Annotated in this window: 20 protein-coding genes and 1 riboswitch; of the genes, 11 read left to right on the top strand and 9 right to left on the bottom strand. The window is 67.4% G+C overall.

Annotated elements, in window-relative coordinates:
• Positions 1 to 120: 120 nt before the first annotated feature.
• The 3 genes from ACTPOI_RS10390 to ACTPOI_RS10380 all read right to left on the bottom strand — a co-directional run bounded on the left by ACTPOI_RS10390 (position 121) and on the right by ACTPOI_RS10380 (position 2,106).
• Positions 121 to 1,059, bottom strand: coding sequence for a DUF2145 domain-containing protein (locus ACTPOI_RS10390; RefSeq protein WP_440108533.1), 939 nt, complete (start codon positions 1,057 to 1,059; stop codon positions 121 to 123).
• 1 nt (position 1,060) lies between these two features.
• On the bottom strand, positions 1,061 to 1,486 hold the full coding sequence (locus ACTPOI_RS10385; RefSeq protein WP_440108781.1) for a hypothetical protein: 426 nt from the start codon (positions 1,484 to 1,486) through the stop codon (positions 1,061 to 1,063).
• Between the two features lie 143 nt (positions 1,487 to 1,629).
• Positions 1,630 to 2,106, bottom strand: a complete 477-nt coding sequence (locus ACTPOI_RS10380) for a YiaA/YiaB family inner membrane protein (RefSeq protein WP_440108532.1) — start codon at positions 2,104 to 2,106, stop codon at positions 1,630 to 1,632.
• Positions 2,107 to 2,407: 301 nt separating this feature from the next.
• On the opposite strand from ACTPOI_RS10380, the gene ACTPOI_RS10375 reads away from it, so the two are divergent.
• The gene (locus tag ACTPOI_RS10375; protein ID WP_440108531.1) at positions 2,408 to 3,586 is read left to right on the top strand and encodes a saccharopine dehydrogenase family protein; all 1,179 of its coding nucleotides are present in this window, start codon (positions 2,408 to 2,410) and stop codon (positions 3,584 to 3,586) included.
• A gap of 160 nt (positions 3,587 to 3,746) precedes the next feature.
• Positions 3,747 to 4,661: an EamA family transporter gene (locus ACTPOI_RS10370; RefSeq protein WP_440108530.1), complete on the top strand. Its 915-nt coding sequence runs from the start codon at positions 3,747 to 3,749 to the stop codon at positions 4,659 to 4,661.
• A gap of 18 nt (positions 4,662 to 4,679) precedes the next feature.
• On the opposite strand, the gene ACTPOI_RS10365 is transcribed toward ACTPOI_RS10370, so the two are convergent.
• Entirely contained in the window at positions 4,680 to 5,195 is a 516-nt protein-coding gene (locus tag ACTPOI_RS10365) for an Lrp/AsnC family transcriptional regulator (RefSeq protein ID WP_440108529.1), read from the bottom strand.
• Between the two features lie 161 nt (positions 5,196 to 5,356).
• Between ACTPOI_RS10365 and ACTPOI_RS10360 the strand changes: the two genes are divergently transcribed.
• Positions 5,357 to 6,373, top strand: coding sequence for a 1-aminocyclopropane-1-carboxylate deaminase (locus ACTPOI_RS10360; protein ID WP_440108528.1), 1,017 nt, complete (start codon positions 5,357 to 5,359; stop codon positions 6,371 to 6,373).
• A 235-nt stretch (positions 6,374 to 6,608) separates the two neighbouring features.
• Here ACTPOI_RS10360 and ACTPOI_RS10355 read toward each other — a convergent pair whose 3' ends face one another.
• Both ACTPOI_RS10355 and ACTPOI_RS10350 read right to left on the bottom strand, forming a co-directional pair.
• Positions 6,609 to 8,558 (bottom strand): MFS transporter, encoded by a 1,950-nt coding sequence (locus ACTPOI_RS10355; protein ID WP_440108527.1) that lies wholly within the window; start codon positions 8,556 to 8,558, stop codon positions 6,609 to 6,611.
• Between the two features lie 198 nt (positions 8,559 to 8,756).
• The gene (locus tag ACTPOI_RS10350; RefSeq protein ID WP_440108526.1) at positions 8,757 to 9,749 is read right to left on the bottom strand and encodes a hypothetical protein; all 993 of its coding nucleotides are present in this window, start codon (positions 9,747 to 9,749) and stop codon (positions 8,757 to 8,759) included.
• 137 nt (positions 9,750 to 9,886) lie between these two features.
• Between ACTPOI_RS10350 and ACTPOI_RS10345 the strand changes: the two genes are divergently transcribed.
• The 5 genes from ACTPOI_RS10345 (at position 9,887) to ACTPOI_RS10325 (ending at position 14,224) form a co-directional block, all read left to right on the top strand.
• On the top strand, positions 9,887 to 10,618 hold the full coding sequence (locus ACTPOI_RS10345; RefSeq protein ID WP_440108525.1) for a helix-turn-helix domain-containing protein: 732 nt from the start codon (positions 9,887 to 9,889) through the stop codon (positions 10,616 to 10,618).
• Between the two features lie 254 nt (positions 10,619 to 10,872).
• On the top strand, positions 10,873 to 11,772 hold the full coding sequence (locus ACTPOI_RS10340) for a TetR family transcriptional regulator (protein ID WP_440108524.1): 900 nt from the start codon (positions 10,873 to 10,875) through the stop codon (positions 11,770 to 11,772).
• The gene (locus tag ACTPOI_RS10335) at positions 11,769 to 12,353 is read left to right on the top strand and encodes a DUF2867 domain-containing protein (protein WP_440108523.1); all 585 of its coding nucleotides are present in this window, start codon (positions 11,769 to 11,771) and stop codon (positions 12,351 to 12,353) included. The genes ACTPOI_RS10340 and ACTPOI_RS10335 overlap by 4 nt, the downstream gene beginning before the upstream one ends.
• Positions 12,340 to 13,689 carry an ABC1 kinase family protein gene (locus ACTPOI_RS10330; RefSeq protein ID WP_440108522.1) on the top strand — a complete coding sequence of 450 codons (1,350 nt, stop codon included), beginning with the start codon at positions 12,340 to 12,342 and terminating at the stop codon, positions 13,687 to 13,689. Before ACTPOI_RS10335 ends, ACTPOI_RS10330 begins: the two co-directional genes overlap by 14 nt.
• A 112-nt stretch (positions 13,690 to 13,801) precedes the next feature.
• Positions 13,802 to 14,224, top strand: a complete 423-nt coding sequence (locus ACTPOI_RS10325) for a hypothetical protein (RefSeq protein ID WP_440108521.1) — start codon at positions 13,802 to 13,804, stop codon at positions 14,222 to 14,224.
• Between the two features lie 75 nt (positions 14,225 to 14,299).
• Here the strand turns inward: ACTPOI_RS10325 and ACTPOI_RS10320 are convergent, their stop codons facing one another.
• Entirely contained in the window at positions 14,300 to 14,653 is a 354-nt protein-coding gene (locus ACTPOI_RS10320; RefSeq protein WP_440108520.1) for a hypothetical protein, read from the bottom strand.
• A 165-nt stretch (positions 14,654 to 14,818) separates the two neighbouring features.
• Between ACTPOI_RS10320 and ACTPOI_RS10315 the strand changes: the two genes are divergently transcribed.
• From ACTPOI_RS10315 to ACTPOI_RS10305, 3 genes are all read left to right on the top strand, one after another.
• Positions 14,819 to 15,274, top strand: a complete 456-nt coding sequence (locus ACTPOI_RS10315; protein ID WP_440108519.1) for a YXWGXW repeat-containing protein — start codon at positions 14,819 to 14,821, stop codon at positions 15,272 to 15,274.
• Positions 15,275 to 15,460: 186 nt separating this feature from the next.
• Positions 15,461 to 15,581, top strand: a riboswitch (glycine riboswitch).
• A gap of 100 nt (positions 15,582 to 15,681) precedes the next feature.
• Positions 15,682 to 16,995 carry a D-amino acid dehydrogenase gene (locus ACTPOI_RS10310; RefSeq protein ID WP_440108518.1) on the top strand — a complete coding sequence of 438 codons (1,314 nt, stop codon included), beginning with the start codon at positions 15,682 to 15,684 and terminating at the stop codon, positions 16,993 to 16,995.
• 261 nt (positions 16,996 to 17,256) lie between these two features.
• Positions 17,257 to 18,579 (top strand): hemolysin family protein, encoded by a 1,323-nt coding sequence (locus tag ACTPOI_RS10305; protein WP_440108517.1) that lies wholly within the window; start codon positions 17,257 to 17,259, stop codon positions 18,577 to 18,579.
• Between the two features lie 66 nt (positions 18,580 to 18,645).
• On the opposite strand, the gene ACTPOI_RS10300 is transcribed toward ACTPOI_RS10305, so the two are convergent.
• Positions 18,646 to 19,998, bottom strand: a complete 1,353-nt coding sequence (locus ACTPOI_RS10300; RefSeq protein ID WP_440108516.1) for an FIST signal transduction protein — start codon at positions 19,996 to 19,998, stop codon at positions 18,646 to 18,648.
• Between the two features lie 62 nt (positions 19,999 to 20,060).
• Entirely contained in the window at positions 20,061 to 20,924 is an 864-nt protein-coding gene (locus ACTPOI_RS10295; protein ID WP_440108515.1) for a PhaM family polyhydroxyalkanoate granule multifunctional regulatory protein, read from the bottom strand.
• Between the last annotated feature and the right edge of the window lie 141 nt (positions 20,925 to 21,065).

Below are 21,065 nucleotides of genomic sequence, written 5' to 3'. Positions count from 1 at the left end.
CTCCTCGGGTAACAACCTGGCGCATGGCGCGCCAATGCTATTTATTTGATAGCTATCAGGCAAGATAATAAAAGGGCTACCGGCCAATATCGCTCAAAAATGGCCCGCCGCCGCTTTTTTTCACCGCAGCACGACTACCACGGGCGCTGTTGCCAGCTGCGTGCGCTGCATCCAGGCGAGCACCGAATCCACGGTCACCGTCTCGATGCGGTCCGAGAACCGCTTGTCGCCCGGGTGGTCGTCAAACGCAATGTTGGCCGATCCCACGCGGCCGCCCATGCGGGTGAGCGGGCCGAGCTTGAGCGTGGTGGGCGTGTAGCCCTTGAACTGCAGCCACGCCTGGGCCTGGTCGCGCGTTTGCACGGTGGCGGGCTCCATGGCTGTGGCCAGCGTCTCTAGCGCCCACTGGTTCGACTGCTGGTACTTGCGGCCCCACACGTAGCTGACCATGCTGTAGGGCGCGTGCTGCAGCGCCCGCACGCGGGCCGTGTCCTGCAGCACGGGCAGCATGCGCTGCTGCACCTCGGGCGTGGGCACGGCATACACGGCCTCGTAGCGCCAGAGGTCGTCCAGAAAGAATTCACCCAGCCCCTGGCGGTACAGGTGGCCTACGGCGGTGCCGCATTCGTTGAGCTTGTGCGCCACGCGCCACGGGCCTTCGGGCGTCTTGTAGGCCCAGCCCAGGTGCGAATAGCGCAGGCCGTACTTGCTGAGGTCCTGCCCCGCCCGGCCCAGCACCACCACGCGCGTGCCGGATCTGGCGTGCTCGGCATCCAGCGCGGCAGAGGTCTGCTCGGCCAGCTTCATGCCGCGCTCGATCACCTGCGCGGTGGGTTTTTTGCCCTCGCACGAACGGCCTGCGTGGGCGGGGGCCATGAGGATCAGCGGCAAGGCAGCTGTCAGCACCGTGAGCCCGCGGCCCACGAAACTGGCGCGACCCAGGCCAGGGATGCCAAGCAAGGGCCGCCCCGCAGCGAGGGCATCGTCCCCCTTCCCGGCGCGCGCAGCGCGCAGAGAGAAGGGGGAAGCCGCGTAGCGGCACAGGGGGATGTACTTCATGTCACAGCCGCTCGTTGTGCAGCAGCGCGCGGCCGATGGCGTTGGGCACAAACGCAATCGCCTCGCCCGCCACTGACAGCACCACGCCCGTACCGATCACGCTGCAGGTCACCACGGTGCCGACGGCATAGGCCGAGCCCGCCACGCCGCGCCCAGCCACCTCCACGCTCACCTGGGCGCCGTCAGAGGCGCGCTCCAGCAGGTACACGGTACCGACGGCCGATGCCTCCACCGCCTTGACGGTGAGCACCGCGCCGCCCACCGACAGCGCCACCGGCACAGTGACCACGGCACCCGCGGCAGCCGACGCCACCGAGGCCGTACCCACCACCGACGCCACGGGCAGCAGCGACAGCGCGGCCGATGCCTCGCTCTGCGCACGGGCGGGCAGTGCCACTGCTGCGCACAGCAGGCCGGCAGCCAGCATCAGGGCGGGGATGAGGGAGCGGCGCGTGGAGCCGCTGCGGATGGTGTGATGAAGATGCATGAAAAGACTCCTGAAACTGGGCCAGCAAGGGCCAGCCCCGGGATGACGATGGGAATGGAGGAACCGGCCGGACGAAGGCTTGCTTACTCGGCGCGGGCGGCTGCCGCAGCTTCGCGGCGGCCCTGCAGGCGGGCTTCGAGCAGGTCGGCCTCATGGCGGTCACGCAGCATCTTGGCCAGCGTGAAGGCCGTGGTGATGAGGTAGAGCCAGCTCACACCCAGAAAGGCCTTGTAGGTCACGTTGATGTCCATGCCCAGCAGGCCCCAGCCGGTCAGGCCCATGGCCACCGCAAAGCCGCCCCACACCACCAGCTTCCACAGCGGCGTGTCGCCAGCACCGCGGCGGGCCGCGCTGTCGTTGTCGCGTACAAACTTGGCCAGCACGAAGGCTGCCGACAGGCAGAACACGTAGCCCATCACCATGAAGGCCTGCTCCAGCTGCTGGCCCGGCAGCCAGGCCAGGCCCACGGCGCACAGGAAGACCGCGATGCCGAACGAGATCCACACCTGGAACTGCCAGGCCCGGGTGTCACGCTGAACAACGATGGGGGAGGAGGACATTTGGGTGGGGTGCCCGTGAGGGCTTTGGTTGAACACGGAACGCATCGTGCCCAGACGTAACTTGCGTGTCTGCGTTGAACCGTAACAGTGGCTGGCCACCGGCTGCCCGGTATCGCCAGGCGATACTTTTCGTACGTACAGGTGTGGTCTGGTTCCCACGATGCCCCCGCCTGTTCGATTGCGAGGCGGGCGGTGCCCCTGCGGAACCTGTGTGACACGGCCCGCCCGGCTGCCCGCAGACAATGCGCCACCCGGGCAATCGCACCCTGCCCGCCCCACCATTCCAGACGGAGACCACACCATGACCAAACCCTTTGACCTTGTCGTGCACGGCGCCACCGGCTTCACGGGCCGGCTCGTGGTCGAGTACCTGTTGCGCCAGTACCCCGCAGGCAGCGGCTTGCGCTGGGCCATGGGCGGCCGCAGCGCCGAGAAGCTGGCGGCAGTGCGCGATGAAGTCGGTGCCCCCGCCGACACCCCGCTGGTGGTGACCGACACCACCCACCCCGCCAGCCTGCAGGCGCTGATGGACTGCACGCGCCTGGTGCTCACCACCGTGGGCCCCTACCAGCTGTACGGCAACGAGATGGTGGCCGCCTGCGCCGCCAGCGGTGTGGACTACGTGGACCTGTGCGGCGAACCCGCCTGGATGCGCCACATGATCGACGCGCACGAGGCCGCGGCCAAGGCCAGCGGCGCGCGCATCGTGTTCTCGTGCGGGTTCGATTCGATCCCGTTCGACCTGGGCGTGTTCCTGCTGCAAAAGGAATTCCGCCACCGCCACGCGCACCCCGCCAACCGTGTGCGTGGCCGCGTGCGCAAGATGAAGGGCACCTTCTCGGGCGGCACCGCCGCCAGCCTGAAGGCCACCATGGCAGCAGCAGCCACCACGCCGGGTGTGCTGGACCTGCTGAAAAACCCGTTCTCGCTCACCCCCGGCTTTGAAGGCCCGCGCCAGCCATCGGGCAACAAGCCCATGGTGGATGAGGCATTGGGCGAAGGCGTGTGGGTGGCACCGTTCGTGATGGCCGCCATCAACACCCGCAATGTGCACCGCTCCAACTTTTTGCTGCAGCACGCCTACGGCACCGACTTTGTGTACGACGAGATGCTGATCACCGGCGCCGGCGAAAAGGGCGAGGCCATCGCCAACGCGGTGGCGGGTGACAAGTCGCTGGGCTCCGACACGGGCCCCAAGCCGGGCGAAGGCCCCTCGCGCGAGGAGCGCGAAAACGGTTTCTATGACGTGCTGTTTCTGGGCACCGACGATGCGGGCAACGCAGTGCGGGTAGGCGTGAAGGGCGACCGCGACCCGGGCTACGGCTCCACCTCCAAGATGATCACCGAGGCTGCCGTGTGCCTGCTGCAGGATGCCAAAGACACGGCTGGCGGCATCTGGACGCCCGCGCCCGCCATGGGCGACGCCCTTATCGACCGGCTGCAGGCCCATGCAGGACTGACGTTCGCCATCGAGGCGTGACGCCATGCTGCTGCGCCCCGCACGGTGCGCAGCAGCAGCCTGGGCAAAAGCCGCAGCGCCACCGCCCGGATGCGTCCGTTTTTGCCGCAAGCCCGTCCGCATCTGAGCGGCCAGCGGGCCTGCCGCCGACCACAATGCAGCCATACGCCCCCTGCTGCACATGAACACCCACCTCACCCCGCGCGACCTGTCCCTGGCCCTTCTGGTCATCGTGGTGTGGGGTCTGAACTTCGCAGTCATCAAGGTCGGCGTGGCCGACATGCCGCCCCTGTTGCTGGGCGCGCTGCGCTACCTGCTGGCGGCGTTTCCGGCGCTGCTGTTCGTGCGGCCGCCCAAGGTGCCGCTCAAGCTGTACCTGCTCTACGGCATGACCATGGCCGTGGCGCAATTTGCGCTGCTGTTCACGGCCATCCACATCGGCATGCCTTCGGGGCTGGCGTCGCTGGTGCTGCAGTCGCAGTCGTTCTTCACGCTGCTGCTGGCCGTGGTGCTGCTGCGCGAGCAGTGGCAGGGCAACCAGGTGGCAGGCCTGGCCCTGGCGGGCGTGGGGCTGGTGCTGATTGGCAGCGCGCACGGCGCATCGATGCCGCTGGCGGGCTTTGTACTCACGGTGGCCGCCGCGGGCATGTGGGGCTGCGGCAACCTCGTCACGCGCGCAGTGGGGCGGCACGGGCCGATGAACCAGTTTGCCTTCATCGTGTGGTCCAGCGTGGTGGCGCCACTGCCTTTTGTGGCGCTGTCGCTGCTGCTCGACGGCCCCGCTATGGTGTGGTCTGCCGTGCAGCACCTGTCGTTCCAATCGATGGCCGCCGTGGCTTACATCGCCTGGATTTCGACCCTGCTCGGCTTCGGGCTGTGGACGTACCTCATGTCGCGCTACCCCGTGAACCGCGTGGCCCCCTTCACCCTGCTGGTGCCCGTGGTGGGGCTCACCACCGGCTGGGTGGTGTTTGGCGAACAGCTGCGGCCCGTGCACTTTGCGGGCGCCGGGCTGCTGATGGCGGGGCTGGTGGTCAATGTGTTCGGCGGCCCGCTGTGGTCGGCCGTGATGGGCCGGCTGCGCGCCGCGCAGTGAACCGGCCCTGCAGCGCGACTACACCGCCAGCGGCAGCTCGGTGGTGGAGAGCACGTTGCGCAGCACCATGAACGACCGCACCTGGCGCACACCCGGCAGGTACAGCAACTGCTCGGCGTGCAGGCGGTTGAAGCTGTCGTTGTCGCGCGTGCGCACCAGCATGAAGTAGTCGAACTCGCCGGTGACCACATGGCATTCCATGCAGCCCGACACCTTGGCGGCGGCCTTTTCGAACGCGGCAAAGGAATCGGGCGTGGAGCGGTCCAGCACCACGCCGATCATCACCAGCATGCCCGCGCCCACCGCCTGCGGGTTGAGCAGCGCCACGACCTTGCCGATGAGTCCCAGGCGCCGGAGGCGCTCCACGCGGCGCAGGCAGGCGGGCGGGCTCAGGTGCACCTTTGCGGCCAGCGCCACGTTCGACAGGGACGCGTCGCGCTGCAGCTGGCGCAGGATGGCCTTGTCGGTGCGGTCCAGGTCGGCAGACACATCAACCTGCGGCACATTCTTTGCACGAACTTTTGTTGCGCACATGGCTGTTATTTAGAAATATTGGATGCATGCATTGTGCTTGAGCAACACGAAAAACTGAAAAACAGCCCAATTACGCAACCACTTTACGCAGGTGTTTTTCTACGATGAGAGCACTGCAAGCCACCGCTTGCTGCCCCCGAAACATCGACCGGAAAACCGCCATGAACCTGCAGAAATTCGCCCGCCACCCGCTCACCTTCGGGCCCTCGCCAATCACGCCGCTGCCGCGCCTGTCGGCCCACCTGGGCGGCAAGGTGCACCTGTATGCCAAGCGCGAGGACTGCAACAGCGGCCTTGCCTTTGGCGGCAACAAGACGCGCAAGCTCGAATACCTCATCCCCGAAGCGATCGCGGGCGGCTACGACACGCTGGTATCGATCGGCGGTATTCAATCGAACCAGACGCGGCAGGTGGCCGCCGTGGCCGCACACCTGGGCATGAAGTGCGTGCTGGTGCAGGAGAACTGGGTCAACTACTCCGACGCGGTGTACGACCGCGTGGGCAACATCGAGATGAGCCGCATCATGGGCGCCGACGTGCGGCTGGATGCAGCGGGCTTTGACATTGGCATCCGCCCCAGCTGGGAGCAGGCCATGGAGGATGTGCGGAAGGCCGGTGGCAAGCCCTTTCCGATTCCTGCTGGTTGCTCAGAGCACCCGTACGGCGGCCTGGGCTTTGTGGGCTTTGCCGAGGAAGTGCGCCAGCAGGAGAAAGAGCTGGGCTTTCAGTTTGACTACATCGTCGTGTGCTCGGTCACGGGCAGCACGCAGGCGGGCATGGTGGTGGGCTTTGCGGCCGATGGCCGTGCGCGCAAGGTGATTGGCATTGACGCATCGGCCAAGCCCGAAAAGACCCACGCGCAGATTTTGCGCATCGCACAGAACACCGCCGAGCTGGTGGAGCTGAGTCAGGCCATCACCGCCGAAGACGTGGTGCTGGACACGCGCTACGGCGGCCCCGAATACGGCCTGCCCAACGAAGGCACGCTGGAAGCCATCCGCCTGTGCGCGCGGCAGGAGGGCATGCTGACCGACCCGGTGTACGAAGGCAAATCCATGCACGGCATGATCGATAGGGTGCGCAACGGCGAGTTTCCCGAAGGCTCCCGCGTGCTGTACGCGCACCTGGGAGGGGTGCCGGCGTTGAACGCCTACAGCTTTCTTTTTCGCAACGGCTGATGCGAATCAGCCCTCCGCGCGCGAGGAGCAGGAACGCCTGGCACGGGTGGCGGGGCTCTCGCTGATCTGACGGGCTCTTGCCTGTCCAAGGCACGGCGCTCACATAGGCGCTGCACCAGGCCAGCAGCCGCCGCGCAAGGGCGCCCCGCCGCGCTGGCGGCGTCCCCCTGCCCGCCAAGCGCAGCGTGATGAGAGCGGGGGGAAGGCGCGAAGCGACTCAGGGGGGTGACCTCCATCAGGCGGCCAGCAGCTTTTCCACCCGCTCCCGCAGCAGCGCAGGCTGCACCGCCGCAGGCGCCACTGCCTCGCCCACGTTGAGCCCCACGCGGCTGTAGAACCCGCGGCGGAACGGCCGCACCATGGCACCGCCCTGCTCGATGCGGCTGAAGTACGAGCCCCACAGGTTGGTCAGCGCCATGGGTATGACCGGGGCCTCGATACCCTCTGCGCGGGCGCGCTCGATGATCTTCATGATGCCGCCCTTGAACTCCTGCAGCTGCCCGTCCTTGGTGATGCCACCCTCGGGGAAGATGGCCAGCAGGTCGCCTTCGCGCAGCACCTGCGTGGCGCGCTCAAAAGCTGCTTCGTAGGTTTTGGGGTTTTCCTTGTAGGGCGCGATGGGAATGGCCTTGGCCAGGCGGAACAGCCAGCCCAGCACCGGCACGCGGAAGATGCGGTGGTCCATCACGAAGTAGATGGGCCGTGGGCTGGCAGCCATCAGCAGCACGGCATCCACAAAGCTCACATGGTTGCAGGCCAGGATGGCCGCGCCGGCCGATGGCAGGTGCTCGTCGCCCTGCACCTTGAAGCGGTACACAAAGCGCGAAGACACCCACGCAATAAATCGCAGCAGATACTCGGGCACCAGCATGAAGATGTAGAACGCCACCACCGCGTTGGCGATGCCGGTGAACAAAAAGATCTGCGGCACGGTGAAGCCCGCGCCCAGCAGGGCGCCGGCAATCAGCGAACTGGCGATCATGAACAGCGCATTGAGAATGTTGTTGGCCGCGATGATGCGTGCGCGGTGCGTGGGCTGGCTGCGCATCTGGATGAGCGCGTACATGGGCACGCTGTACAGGCCTGCGAACAGGCTCAACAGCAGCAGATCGAGCATCACGCGCCAGTGCGCGCCCTGGGCCATGAAGGCCGCCAGGCCCATGATTTCGGACGGCGGCAGGCTGCGGGCGGCAAAGTACAGGTCGATGGAAAACACGCTCATGCCGATGGCACCCAGCGGCACCAGGCCGATCTCGACATGGCGGCGCGAGAGCACCTCGCACAGCAGCGAGCCGATGCCGATGCCGATGGAAAACACCACCAGCAGCAGCGACGCCACCTGCTCGTTGCCATGCAGCACCTCCTTGGCCAGGCTGGGGAACTGGCTCAGGAATACGGCACCGAAGAACCACATCCAGCTGATACCCAGCAGCGAGCGGAACACGACGATGTTGCCGTGCGCCAGCTTGAGGTTGCGCCAGGTTTCGGTGAACGGGTTCCAGTTGATGACCAGGCCCGGGTCGGTGGCGGGCACCGACGGAATGAACTGCGCCACCGCTCGCCCGGCCAACGCAGCCACCACGCAGGCCACCGCCACCGTGGTGTGGCCAATGCCCGGAATAGCCACCAGCAGGCCACCGGCCACGTTGCCCAGCAGGATGGCCACAAAGGTGCCCATCTCGACCATGCCGTTGCCGCCCGTGAGTTCCCGCTCGCTCAGCACCTGCGGCATGTAGGCAAACTTGACCGGGCCAAACAGCGTGGAATGCACGCCCATCAGAAAGGTGCACAGCAGCAGGATGGGCACGTTGTCGGTCATGAAGCCACCGGCCGCCACCAGCATGATGGCGATCTCCATGTTCTTCACGAACCGGATCATCCTGGTCTTGTCGTACTTGTCGGTCAGCTGCCCCGAGGTGGCCGAGAACAGCAGGAACGGCAGGATGAACAGCGCGCCAATCACCAGCCCTGCCATCGCGGGCGGCAGCCACGACACGCTGAGCTGGTAGGTCACCATCACGGTGAACGCGAACTTGAAGAGGTTGTCGTTGGCCGCGCCGGAGAACTGCGTCCAGAAGAACGGCGCAAAGCGCCGCTGGCGCAGCAGCGCGAACTGGTTGGGGTCTTCGTGGTGCGTGGGCGCAGGCCCAGTGGCCGCGGGTGGGGTGCGGGTGTCGGTCGTCATGCGTTTCTCCTCGTTTCCCTCGGGCGCCGTGGGCACCCTGTGTGTTTTGTGGTGTTGTAAGCGCAAGGCGGGTCAGTGGCGTGACTTGCTGGTGACACACCTGGGGAGCCTCTGCACGAATCAGCGCGCCGTGTGCTCTGTGGCCTCGGGCGGTCTGCCGCGTTGCAAATACTCGCAATAGCTCGGCTATTGCTGCGGCTATTGCTGCGTTTTGCGCCTTGCAGCCCGTCCCGATCCGCAGCGCTCACTTACCGCTTGATTTGTGCAGAGCCCCCCAGCGACCCCGTTGTGGGCGCCATTCTGCCCCCACGCCATGGTTTGCGGCAGGCCCATGTGCGCCGTGCGCGCAGCGTATGGCGCTCTCGCCCCCAGGCTGCGCACGGCAAGCAGCACGGGCCACGCGGCAGCCGCAGCGGCCAGGTGCTTGAGCGTGTGGCCCGACACCCAGCCCGTGGCGTCCAGCACCGAATGGTCGGCCGCCTCAAACAGCTTGGCCAGCGCATACAGGCCGATGACGGCGCCCAGGTGCACCGCCAGCGCACGCCGGCGCAGCGGGAACAGCGCCGGCACCGCCAGCAGTGCCACCACGAGCATGCCGCCGATCTGCACCACGGCCCAGGGCATCAGGTTGCCGGTGCGCGCCCACCAGCCCACCGCCAGGGGCCCGGCCAGCAGCACGGCAGCAGCGGCCAGCGCACCCGCCCGCTCGCTCACGCGGCCCGCGGCCGCCAGCCCCAGCAGGCCCGCAAACGGCAGCACCATGCCCAGGCGGTCCCACACCAGGCCCGCATCGCCCGGCGCCCAGTGGTACACCGCAGAGCCCGCGGCAGTGGCGACCAGCCCGCCAAAGAACAGGTATGCGCAGCCACGCGATGCCGCATCCAGCGCGCCCTGCCGCACGCGGCGCAGGGCCAGCAGGCCCCACAGGCCAGCGACGGCAAAGGGCAGGTTGCTCAGCACATCCATGGCGCACGGGATGCCCCACAGCGTACGGCCATCGGCAAAGTCGTGCTGGTGCAGGCTGGCGGGCAGTACAGGCCCCAGGCAGGCCAGCGCCAGCAGGGCGAGCGCCACGCACAGCAGCGCGATTTCCGTGCGCAGCAAGGGGCCGCGGTGGAGCCCGGGCGCGGCGGTACCGGTGCGCAATGCGGCGGGTGTCCTCGAGCGGGACGGAACGGGACGGTGGGTCATTCGAGAGCTCCTGTGTCGGTGGTGACGGGTGAGGCGCAGTGTGGAAGTGCGCAGCCCGCAACACCGCAAAAAGTCGCTCAGGGGGCTACCCAAGATCCCGCCAGTATTGATAATCGATACCAAGGAGCCCCACCGACATGAGCACCACCGCCGACCTCGTCACCGCCCTGAAGAAGGAACTCAAGACCGCGCAGATGACCTACGCAGACTTGGCGCAGGCGCTGGGCATGGCGGAGTCCAGCGTCAAGCGCATGCTGGCCAAGGGCGACATGCCGCTGTCGCGCATCGACGCCATCTGCCGCGCGCTGGCGCTGGACTTTGCCGACCTGGCCCGCCGCGTGGCCGACGACCAGCCCCTGCTGAAAGAGCTGACCCACGAGCAGGAAAAGGCCGTGGTGGCCGACAAGAAGCTGCTGCTGATGGCGATCTGCGTGCTGAGCCAGTGGACGCTGGAGCAGGTGACCACCAACTACCGGCTCACCGAGGCCGAGGGCATCCGCTATCTGGCGCAGCTTGACCGCATCGGCATCATCGAGCTGCGCCCGCTCAACCGCTACCGCCTGAAGCTGGCCAAGACCTTCCGGTGGCGCCCGCATGGCCCGGTGATGAACTACTTTCGCGAGCATGCGCTGCTCGACTACTTTGCAGGCGGCTTCGATGGCGCGGGCGAAGGCGTGCTGCTGGTGCACGGCAACATCAGCCGTGGCCTGGCGCCCGCCTTCATGGAACGCATGCAGCGCGTGGCCCAGGACTTTGCCCAGCAGCACCTGGCCGACCAGAAGCTGCCCGAACGCGAGCGCGAGGGCTACACCCTGCTGCTGGCCATGCGCAGCTGGGAGTTCGAGGCCTTTGCCAACATGCGCAAGTGAGCGCCTGACACGCGGCTGGAGCACCAGCGCAGGCGGGCATTGCCCGGGCGACTGCGCCGCCAATGCAACGCCCCGCCCCGCCCCGCCCGCAAAGCTTTAACTACTAATTTAATAGCAACCCAGGCAATCAAAACCTGGACTTGAGGCCAAAAGCGCCTCAAATGTCGCTTTCTGGTGCCGCACCGCCGTGCTTGACCGCATAAACGGAAACTACTATTCTTTAAATGAACTTTTTAATCATTTAAAGAATAGCGATGAAAACCACCCGCCAGCAGCAAGACGCCACGCGCCGCCAGATCGTGGCCAGCGCGGTGGACCTGATGACCCGCCAGGGCTTTGACGGCACGACGATGAAGGACATCGCCCGCGCCGCCGGCATTGGCGACGCCACGATCTACAAGTACTTCCCCACCAAGGACCGCATCGTGCTGGGCTACCTTGACGAGGTGGTGCAAAGCGCCCTGGCCGACACACTGCAGACGCCCGGCTTTACCGACTACGGCCTGCAGGAAAAGCTGCAGCGCCTGACCGATGCGGTGCTGGAGCGCCTGCTGCCCGACCGCGAGTTTGCCGCGCAGGTGCGCGGGCTGGCGGGGCGCTCGCCGCTGTCGATGCTGGCCGAGCCGCTGGCCGCGCGCCAGGCGCTGCGCGAGGCGGTGGCCAGCTTTCTCGAAGCGGCCGAGGCCGCAGGCGAGATCGAGCCGTGCGACTTCAAGAACCTGGCAGGCAGCCTGTACACCGACTATCTGGTGGGCGTGGTCGGCTACTGGCTGGCCGATACATCGGATGAATTTGCCGACACCACGCAGCTGGTGGACCTGTCGCTGGGCGTGCTGGTGCAGGCGCTGCGCAGCGGGCTGGTCAACCGCGTGCTGCAGCTGGGCGGCTTTGTGCTGCGCAGCCAGATGGCCCGCATGGCACAGCACGGCAGCGGGCTGCTGGGCATGCTGCAGATGGCGCGCGGCGCGCTGGGCGCGGTGCCCACCGCAGGACAGCGCGGCGCAGCGCCCGCTGCTACCGGGCCCGACGCCACCGCAAAGCCCGCCCCGGCTACACGCAAGCCGCGTACCCCCACGGCAGCTGCTCCCAACGATGCCAGCGCCACCAAAGCCCCCGCCCGGACCACTGCACGCGCCAAGAAAGCCACGCCATGAGCCACCCCGCCTCCACCACCGCCCACACCGGCGTTCTGCCCACCGCACGCGCCATCGCAGTGCCGCCCGGCACCGCCATCCACGCCACGCTGCACGGGTCGGACTTCCACGACGCCTACGAGGTGCCCGATCACCACCCCGACCGCCCCGCCCTGCAAGCCTGGCTGGACGTGGCCGCGCAGACGCCGGCGTGGATTCGCGCGCTGATGCTGGTGCGCAACAAGGCCGTGCGCCTGGTCGGACTGAAGGACGTGGGCCAGCTGCAGGATGGCTACCCTCCTGCCAGCGGCAAGGCCCTGAACGATGCCACCAGCTACGCCGTGGGCGACCGCGTGGGCATCTTCCGCATCCGTTTCCTGAGTGATCGCGAGGTCATCCTGGGTCAGGACGATCGCCACCTCGACGTGCAGGTGTCCATCCTGAAACACGTCGAGGGCAGCGCGGCGCCCACCCTGGTGCTGACCACCGTGGTGCACATCCACAACGCGCTCGGCCATGCCTACATGGCGGTGATCACGCCGTTTCACCGGGTGATTGCACGCAGCCTCACGCAACGCATGTCCGGCCATGGGCAGCACTGACGCACCGCGCACGGGCCGGCTGGCCCGCAGCGCCATCACCGGGCTGGCGGCGGCACGCATCGGCATGGCCGAGCTGGGCCAGCGCGTGCGGCAGCACACACCCCAGGCTCAGGCAGACCACGAAGCCGCCGTGGGCCGCATCCTGTTCGCCGCACTGGGCCAGCTGCGCGGCACGGCGCTCAAAGTGTCGCAGCTGCTGAGCATGCACCCCGATGTGCTGCCCGAAGGCGTGCGCCGCGAACTGGCGCGCGCCCAGCACCAGGCCACGCCGCTCAACCGCGCCTTGGTGGGCCGCGTGTTCCGCCAGGCCTTTGGCGCCGAACCCGAGGCGCTGTTCAGCCGTTTCGAGCCCACCGCCTTTGCCGCAGCCAGCCTGGGCCAGGTGCACCGCGCCGAGCTGGCAGGCCACGGCACCGTGGCCGTCAAGGTGCAATACCCCGGCATTGCCGCCACCATCGGCAGCGACATGAAGCTGATGCGCGCCGCGCTGGCCACACTGGGCCACACCGGCATGCCCGTACCCGCCCCAGCCGTGGTCGATAGCGTGATGGATGGCATCGAAGCTACGCTGCTGCGCGAAGTGGACTACCTGCGCGAGGCCGAAGCAATGGAATGGTTTGCGCAGCACGCAGCCCTGCCGGGCATCGTGATGGCGCAGCCGGTGATGTCGCACACGCGGGCGCAGGTGCTTACGCAGCAGCACCTGCCCGGGCTGCACATCGATGCCTGGCTTGCTACCGGCCCCACGCAGCATGCGCGCGACGCAGCGGGCCAGGCACTGTGGGACTGGTTCATGCACTGCATCTGGGTACTGGGCCGGGTGCATGCCGACCCGCACCCGGGCAACTTCCTGTTCATGCCCGCCGAAGCGGCTGACCGCGGTTGCCGCGTAGGTGTGCTGGATTTCGGCTGCACGCAGCAGCTTTCGCCCGCGTTCCGTGCAGGCGTCGCGCAAGCCTGGGCCGCACTGCTGCGGCCCGAAGCCGACCCCGCGCGCAGCGCCGGGGTGCTGGCTGCCTACCAGTTGCTCGGGCTTATCAGCCCTGTCATCACGCCGCAGCAATACGCCGCCGAGATGGCGCCCGCACTGGCCGACATGCAGGCGTGGCAGATCGAGCCTTTCACGCAAGCGGTGTTCGACTTTGGCACCAAGCGCCCGCCGCCCATCACCCGCGCCGACCACCAGCGCGTGCTGGGGCGGCACCTGTCCCATGTGCCTGGCGAGATGCCGGGATTCGAGCGCATGTGGATGGGGCTGATGCACCTGCTCACGCGGCTGGGTGCGCGGGTGCACACAGGGGCAGACGTGATGCTGGCATACGGGGGTGGGCCATGACGCACCCATGGGCCCTGCACTGCTACCCGTGCGCCGCGGCATCCAAGGCAGGCCGTATCGCGGGCGCAGGCGGATGCGTGGCAGTGTGCATAGGGCGGCATAAGGGATGCCCATGAACCCGCTGCTGATGGCTGCCGCCGTAGGGCTGGCACTGGTGGGGCTGGTGCATTCGGTGCTGGGCGAGATCATGGTGTTCCGCGCGCTGCGAAGGCAAGGCATGGCAGCCCGCGGCATGCGTCACAACGAGGGCGGCGCCCCCTCGCCCGTGGCGCCATGGGCGCTTGCGCTGCCCCGGGAGCACCTGGGAATCGTGTGGGCCACCTGGCACCTGGTCACGCTGCTCGGCTGGGCCCTGGCCGCTGTGCTGTGGCGCCTGGGGACTGTGCCCTCCGATGCCGCGCTGGCTGTCTGGGTGGCCGATGTCGCGGGCCTGGTCACACTGGCCGGCGGGATGCTGGTGCTGTACGCAACCCGCGCGCGGCACCCCGGCTGGGCGGCCCTGCTGGTGGTGGCCGCCCTGGTGTGGTGGCGCTAGCCGCCGAAGTCCTTGGTTGATGGTTGTGGCGGAGCGTGCCCAAGACGTGGGCCGACGGATTAGTGCAGCGGGTCTCTAGGCCTTGAGAGCGAGACAGTTGAGGAGCAGCAGCGCGGCCCCCGGAACCATCAACAACAACGTGCCTGCAAGGCCCCCGACCCCAGTCGAGACCACAGCGCCCGCCAGCACGATGACGGCCAGCCAGCAGGCGGCCGACCCCACGGCAACGGACCTTGCAAAGCGGGACGCCTGCCTGCGCGACGCCGCGAGAGCAGCGAGGCACGGGAACAGCACGACCACCACCATCAGCGTGCTGTCGATGTCCCAATCGTCGGGCACATAAAGAGTCCCGAGGCCGATGAGCACCACCCCGCCCAGCACAGCAAGGCCGTTGAGGAGCACGACGGCAAGGGTCAGCGGTGGCGACATCGGCATGCTGCAAAGGGTACCAGCCCCGTCGCCGAATCCGCGTTGATCTCCTGCACCAGGACACACAACTTCACAAGACTTCGCATAGGCCCTACGCCTGCTTGACGGCGGCTGTTCAGCATCAAGGCTCCGGTTCCGCAAGGGACGCTTTCCGAGGAGTTCACCATGGCACGCCATGCTCTTGTTGCAGTTTCCATCGCCCTCGCTTCGCTGGGCACCACCGCCGTGGCGCAGGCGCAGACCAGCGCCACCATCGTCGTGCAGGCGGGCAGCCCGCAACACTACGGGTACGCGGCACCCGTGCCCGTGCAATACGGTGCGCCACCACCACCGCGGTACGAAGCGGTGCCGCACCCGCGGCGCGGCATGGCATGGGTACCCGGCCACTGGGAGTGGCGCGGCCACCGCCATGTGTGGATGTCGGGCTACTGGGTGAAGGCGCGGCCTGGCTACCACTACCGCGCCCACCAGTGGCAGGAGCGCGACGGTCGCTGGTACGCCGAGCCCGGCCGTTGGGACCGCGACGGTGATGGTGTGGCCAACCGGCACGACCGGGACCGCGACGGCGACGGCGTGCGCAACCGCAACGACCGCCGGCCCGACAACCCGTACCGCTACTGACCGGGCGCCCCTGCCGCGCCCTCCATTACGGGGGGCGGGCTTCCATCAGCAAGGATTGCGGTTCATTAGCGCGCCGCCCCGCCTAGAATCGCGCTCAGCAGGAGAGCAGCGGCCCGCCCCACCGGCAGCCACTGCACCGAAGGCGCAAACTCCCATACACGCTCAGGTTCCGTACTGCACCATTTTTAAAAGCCGTCTGGAGAGCCGCTGCAACCCGCCACAGGGTCTGCAGCGCACCGAAGGAGCAAGCCGCAGCCCGGGTGGGATGGCGGTGAATCTCTCAGGTACCAAGGACAGGGGGAGCGGCAGCTTGGCGGATGTGCGCCGGTTGCTTTTATCATGCTATTGATTCAATAGCTGCACCCGCACACCCATCAAGCGCCAGAGCCCTGAAAGGCTTGAAAATCATGCGCGTTATCGTTTTGGGTGCCGGCCTGCTCGGCGTGACCTCTGCCTACTTCCTCTCGCAACTCGGCCACGAAGTGACCGTGATCGACCGCCAGGGCGCGCCCGGCGCCGAGACCAGCTTTGCCAACGGCGGGCAGATCTCGGTCAGCCATGCCGAACCCTGGGCCAACCCCAGCGCGCCGCTGAAGGTGCTGCAGTGGCTGGGCAAGGAAGACGCTCCCCTGCTGTTCCGCCTGCGCGCCGACATGCGCCAGTGGCTGTGGGGCCTGTCGTTCCTGCGCAATTGCACACCCGCCCGCACGCGCCACAACATCGAGCAGATCGTGAGCCTGGGCACCTACAGCCGCGACACGCTGCAGCAGCTGCGCGCTGCCACCGGCATCCAGTACGACCAGCGCACGCAAGGCATCCTGCACTTCTATACCAACGCCAAGGAATTCGACGGTGCGTTGGCCCCCGCCGAGCAGATGCGCGCGCTGGGCTGCGAGCGCCAGGTGATCAGCGCCGACGAGGCTGTGCGCATCGAGCCCGCCCTGGCCCACATCCGCCCGCAGCTGGCCGGTGCCACCTTCACGGCCGAAGACGAATCGGGCGACGCCAACCAGTTCACGCGCGAGCTGGCCAAGCTGTGTGAAGCCGCGGGCGTGCAGTTCCGCATGGGCCACCACATCACGGCCCTGCGCGAAGTGGCAGGCCGCATTGACCATGTGGAAGTGACCAACGCCGAAGGCCGCTTCGAGCGCGTGCGTGGCGATGCGTTTGTGCTGGCCATGGGCTCGTTCAGCCCCCTGCTGGCGCAGCCCCTGGGCATCAGCCTACCGATCTACCCGGCCAAGGGCTACTCGGTGACCATGCCCGTCAAGGACGCGAGCATGGCCCACCAGGTCAGCCTGACGGACGACGAGTTCAAGCTGGTGTTCTCGCGCTACACCAGCGAGCGCGGCGACCGCCTGCGCATTGCGGGCACGGCCGAGCTCAACGGCTATGACCGCAACCTGAACCAGGTGCGCTGCGACGCCATCGTGCGCCGGGTGGAACAGCTCTTCCCCGGTGCGGGCGACACCACGCAGGCCCAGTTCTGGACCGGCCTGCGCCCTGCCACCCCCAGCAACGTGCCGCTGATCGGCAAGACGAAAGTGGGCAACCTGTTCCTCAACACCGGCCACGGCACGCTGGGCTGGACGCACGCCTGCGGCTCGGGCAAGTCCATTGCCCGCATCGTGAGCGGCCTGGCCCCCGAGCTGGACTTCGACTTCACCGGCATGGCCCGCCCAGCCGCCCCGGCAGTGCTCAGCGCACAAGGCGTGCGTTGATCCGTTTGCTCTTCTTTTAATAGCTTAAGAAGCTTATAAAACGGGCGTCAGCAGCCCATCACACGATCCATCGTGCCCGCTTGCAGCCTTGCATGCGGGCACTTTCTTTGGTGCAGCCCCGGAAGAGGGCACAGGCCGACCCGACCCGACACCGGGCGCCGGGAACGGCGGTGCCGGCAGCCCGCCCCAAAGCCCCTGCCGCCACAGGTTCTTACAATGCCCCGTTGATCAACACCCAAGGGCGCAACGGGCGCCCTTTGTATGGAAATAGCAATACTCTTCGCCCTCATCCTTTTGAACGGGCTTTTCGCCATGTCGGAGATTGCGCTGGTCACGGCGCGCAAGGCACGGTTGCAAAAGCTGATCGATGAGGGCGATAGCGGCGCAGCCGCCGCCGTGAAGCTGGGCGAAGACCCCACGCGATTCCTGTCCACCATCCAGATCGGCATCACGTCCATCGGCGTGCTCAACGGTATCGTGGGTGAGGCCGCGCTGGCCGGACCGCTTGCCGTATGGCTTGAAACGCTGGGCGTGCCCATGCCGCTGGGCAGCTATCTGGCAACCGGCCTGGTGGTGGTGCTGATCACGTATTTCTCCATCGTGGTCGGGGAACTGGTGCCCAAGCGCATCGGCCAGTCGTACCCCGAGACGTTTGCACGCCTGGTGGCACGGCCCATCAATTTCCTGGCGCTGGCGACCAAGCCGTTTGTGCTGCTGCTGTCTACCTCCACCCGCACGCTGCTGCGCCTGATGGGCGTGAAGGAAACCAGCGGCAGCCCGGTGACCGAGGAAGAGATCCACGCCATGCTGGTCGAGGGCACCACGGCCGGTGTGATCGAGTCGCACGAGCACACCATGGTGCGCAACGTGTTCCGTCTGGACGACCGGCAGATCGGCTCGCTGATGGTGCCGCGTGGCGACGTGGTGTGCCTGGATGTGGATGCACCTTTTGAGGAGCACCTCCAGTGCATCGAGGAATCGAACCACGCGCGGTTTCCGGTGGTGCGGGGCGGCATGGACGACATCCTGGGCGTGGTGAATGCGCGCCAGTGGCTGTCGCGTGCCATCCGCGACCGCTCGCGCACGCTGGCCGAGCAGCCGCTGCAGACGGCGCTGTATGTGCCCGAAACCATCACCGGCATGGAACTGCTCGACAACTTCCGCCTGTCGGATGTGCACATGGCCTTCGTCATCGACGAGTACGGCGAGGTGCAGGGCATCGTCACGCTGCAGGACCTGATCGAGGCGATCACCGGCGAGTTCCAGCCCCGCGACCCCGAGACATCATGGGCGCTGCAACGCGACGACGGCAGCTGGCTGCTGGACGGCCACATCCCCGTGCCCGAGCTGAAGGACCGCCTGAACCTGGCCACCGTACCCGAAGAAGAGCGCGGCCGCTACCACACACTGAGCGGCATGATCATGCTGCTGACCGGCCGGCTGCCCAAGGTCACCGACACCGTGCAGTGGGAAGACTGGAAGCTGGAGGTGGTGGACATGGATGGCAAGACCATCGACAAGATCCTGGCCCGCCGGCTCACGCCCGAGGAACGGGCAGCGTCGGAAGACGACGCGACGGGCTGAGTGCCAGGCGCCGGCCTGTGCCGTCGGTGCAGCGGGCGGGTATCACGCGGGCAAGAACCCGCTGATTCATTCGCCCGCCACAAACACCGTGAGCACGCCGGTGTAGCCGTACAGGTGGTGGTGCGCGATTTCGCCGCCTGCAAAAAAACCGGTGAGCGGTACATCGCCCAGTGCGTGGCGCACGATCTGCAGCTCGGCGCTGTGCCCGCCAAAGTGGGGGCCGCCGCGGCCCGAGCAGCTGACATAGATCGCGCCGCAGATGCGCCGCTGCGCCTGGGGTTCGCCGCCGGGAGCCGGTGCAAAACCGGCAACGCTGCCACTGCCCTGGCTATGGCCACCACCGGTGTGGCCCGCCGTACCGTAGGGCGCCATAAAAGCGTTGGGCAGCGGCTCCAGATCCTCTGGCGACAGCTCTTCACGGATCTCGGCGCAGATGCGCATCAGGTCCGCCCGCGCGGCAGCCACGTTGCGCTGGCAGAACGCCAGGTGCATGCCCGGCTCCACATGGTCGGCCAGGGCCACGCCGCGCCGCGTGCCATCGAGCCCCACGATGTGGCGCACGCGCGTGTCGGTGCCAAAGTGGCCCGTGCGGCGCTGGCCTTGCGGCTGCTCACCTGCATTGACCAGCCCGGCCAGTGTGGCGCGTACCTTGCGCAGCGCAGGCTGGGGGTCGCCTTCGAGCGTGACTTCCAGCGTATCGAGCAGCACATCCAGCGCCTGCTCGCCATCGAGCTCCAGCACCACGTTGTCTTGCGCCGCGGTGATGGTGTGCAGGGCACCCACCGGCTGGCAGCCCTGCGTGACGCGCGAGACCATGCCGACCCCGGCCGCAAACGCCACGCCCGACAGGCCGCCGTCAAACACTCCGCTGGCCGCGCCCTGCCCGGCCACGTTGCCGTTGCCACCCACCGCAAACTGCGCGCTGGCCGTGCGGCTGGCGGTAAGGCCGCCAAACAGGTAGCCGGTGTCCGTGCGCGTGGACATCTCGGCCAGCAGCTCGGAAAGCTCGGGCGTTTGGCCATCGGCATGCACCAGCGCCGTGTGCGCAGCAAAGCCGCTGGTGGTGGCATCGGGGTGCGTGGGCAGCGGCGCTACGCCGGAGAACACGCGGTACTGGTCGGCCGGTACATCGAGCAGCATCACCGACAGCGCGGGCTCGTCAAAGTACTCGGCATTGTTGGCCGACACGCCCACGCCCACCGTGCCGCTCCAGTCGGTCACCCCGGGCAGTTCACCGCTCAGGTATTCGAGCAGCGCAGGCGCTTCGTTGGCGTAGTAGTCGGTGATGTAGACCAGGCCCAGCGTGGGGGCCGAAGCATGGTCGGGCGAGGCCATCTGGGCGCGCAGCTGTGCAACGACCAGCGCCGCCGCCATGCGCCACTGCGGGTGCGTGGCATGGCCGGAAGGAAAGAGTTTCATGGTGTCTGGTGCGGTAAGGCCGCTGGCGTGTGGCGCCCACCGCCTTGATGCAGCCCTGCCCGTCAGCGCGAGGTCTTGCGCGGTGCGCTGCGGGCGGTGGATTTCGTGGCGGCCGGGCTCTTGCGGGCGGGGGCCTTCTTGGCTGCAACCGCCTTGGGAGCGGGTGCAGGCGCGGCGGCGGGCGTGCGCTTTTTGGCCGCTGCGGCGCTACCGCGCATCGTCTGCATGCCCTTGGCGGCAAACTGGTTGGCCATGCCGGTGGCGGTCTTGATGGCTTCCTTGGCCAGGCCGGTGGCCATGTTCTTGGTGGTGTCGATGGCGGTCTGCTTGGCCGCGTCTTTCATCGCCGTGGCGGCGATCTGCTGGAACTGGCTGGTGAGCGCGCCCCACCATTGCATCGGGTCGACCACGGGGGTTTCGGGCGCTGCGGCCTTGCTGCTGCTCCTCGGCTTGGCCTTTTCTGCGCGTGCCTCGGGGGCAGCGGCCTCGGGCTGCTGGTCTTCAGCAGGGGCACGCCCGGCCATGCGCGCTGCGGCGCTGGCCACGGCATCGGCCGCGTCACCGGCGGCCGATGCCGCCTTTTGCACGCCGCCCATCACGGTGTCGGCGGTCTTGAGCTTGAAGGCGTTGGCCACGTCACCCATGCTGAAGTTCATGCCCTTGAGCGTGGCCAGGGTCATCTTCTGCACTTCGAGCGCCTGGATGGTGGCCGACAGGGCGCGGGAGTTTTGCTCCAGCCAGAACTGCACGGCCTTGAGCTCTTCGATGCGCTTTTCCAGCTCTTCCACGTTGATGGTGGGAGCCACCCAGTTGGACAGGCTGGGCAGCTGCGGGATGTTGCTGCTCGCGCCCTTGGCCAGGCTTTGCAGAAAGTCAAAACCGGGCACGAATTTGCCGAAACCGAAGTTGTTGGATGAGTCGCTCATGGCCGCTCCGCAAGAGGTGGACGAGGTGGGTAGGGGGGTAAAAGCACAGCTTACCCCAATGCCCGGCGCGTGGTGAGGGGGCAAATGCCGGTAAGCGCCGCCTGCACCGGTGCGGCGCGGGCGCTTGTGACCGTTGGTGGC

The organism is Acidovorax sp. BL-A-41-H1 (assembly GCF_051942715.1).
The sequence above is the reverse complement of the archived record's forward strand: the minus strand, read 5'-3'. Positions and strand labels throughout refer to the sequence as shown.

What these genes read in the sequence shown, in the direction of transcription:
- ACTPOI_RS10390 (WP_440108533.1), bottom strand. Translation starts at nt 1,059, where the DNA reads ATGAAGTACATCCCCCTGTGCCGCTACGCGGCTTCCCCCTTCTCTCTG.
- ACTPOI_RS10385 (WP_440108781.1), bottom strand. Translation starts at nt 1,486, where the DNA reads ATGCTGGCTGCCGGCCTGCTGTGCGCAGCAGTGGCACTGCCCGCCCGT.
- ACTPOI_RS10380 (WP_440108532.1), bottom strand. Translation starts at nt 2,106, where the DNA reads ATGTCCTCCTCCCCCATCGTTGTTCAGCGTGACACCCGGGCCTGGCAG.
- ACTPOI_RS10375 (WP_440108531.1), top strand. Translation starts at nt 2,408, where the DNA reads ATGACCAAACCCTTTGACCTTGTCGTGCACGGCGCCACCGGCTTCACG.
- ACTPOI_RS10370 (WP_440108530.1), top strand. Translation starts at nt 3,747, where the DNA reads ATGAACACCCACCTCACCCCGCGCGACCTGTCCCTGGCCCTTCTGGTC.
- ACTPOI_RS10365 (WP_440108529.1), bottom strand. Translation starts at nt 5,195, where the DNA reads ATGTGCGCAACAAAAGTTCGTGCAAAGAATGTGCCGCAGGTTGATGTG.
- ACTPOI_RS10360 (WP_440108528.1), top strand. Translation starts at nt 5,357, where the DNA reads ATGAACCTGCAGAAATTCGCCCGCCACCCGCTCACCTTCGGGCCCTCG.
- ACTPOI_RS10355 (WP_440108527.1), bottom strand. Translation starts at nt 8,558, where the DNA reads ATGACGACCGACACCCGCACCCCACCCGCGGCCACTGGGCCTGCGCCC.
- ACTPOI_RS10350 (WP_440108526.1), bottom strand. Translation starts at nt 9,749, where the DNA reads ATGACCCACCGTCCCGTTCCGTCCCGCTCGAGGACACCCGCCGCATTG.
- ACTPOI_RS10345 (WP_440108525.1), top strand. Translation starts at nt 9,887, where the DNA reads ATGAGCACCACCGCCGACCTCGTCACCGCCCTGAAGAAGGAACTCAAG.
- ACTPOI_RS10340 (WP_440108524.1), top strand. Translation starts at nt 10,873, where the DNA reads ATGAAAACCACCCGCCAGCAGCAAGACGCCACGCGCCGCCAGATCGTG.
- ACTPOI_RS10335 (WP_440108523.1), top strand. Translation starts at nt 11,769, where the DNA reads ATGAGCCACCCCGCCTCCACCACCGCCCACACCGGCGTTCTGCCCACC.
- ACTPOI_RS10330 (WP_440108522.1), top strand. Translation starts at nt 12,340, where the DNA reads ATGGGCAGCACTGACGCACCGCGCACGGGCCGGCTGGCCCGCAGCGCC.
- ACTPOI_RS10325 (WP_440108521.1), top strand. Translation starts at nt 13,802, where the DNA reads ATGAACCCGCTGCTGATGGCTGCCGCCGTAGGGCTGGCACTGGTGGGG.
- ACTPOI_RS10320 (WP_440108520.1), bottom strand. Translation starts at nt 14,653, where the DNA reads ATGTCGCCACCGCTGACCCTTGCCGTCGTGCTCCTCAACGGCCTTGCT.
- ACTPOI_RS10315 (WP_440108519.1), top strand. Translation starts at nt 14,819, where the DNA reads ATGGCACGCCATGCTCTTGTTGCAGTTTCCATCGCCCTCGCTTCGCTG.
- ACTPOI_RS10310 (WP_440108518.1), top strand. Translation starts at nt 15,682, where the DNA reads ATGCGCGTTATCGTTTTGGGTGCCGGCCTGCTCGGCGTGACCTCTGCC.
- ACTPOI_RS10305 (WP_440108517.1), top strand. Translation starts at nt 17,257, where the DNA reads ATGGAAATAGCAATACTCTTCGCCCTCATCCTTTTGAACGGGCTTTTC.
- ACTPOI_RS10300 (WP_440108516.1), bottom strand. Translation starts at nt 19,998, where the DNA reads ATGAAACTCTTTCCTTCCGGCCATGCCACGCACCCGCAGTGGCGCATG.
- ACTPOI_RS10295 (WP_440108515.1), bottom strand. Translation starts at nt 20,924, where the DNA reads ATGAGCGACTCATCCAACAACTTCGGTTTCGGCAAATTCGTGCCCGGT.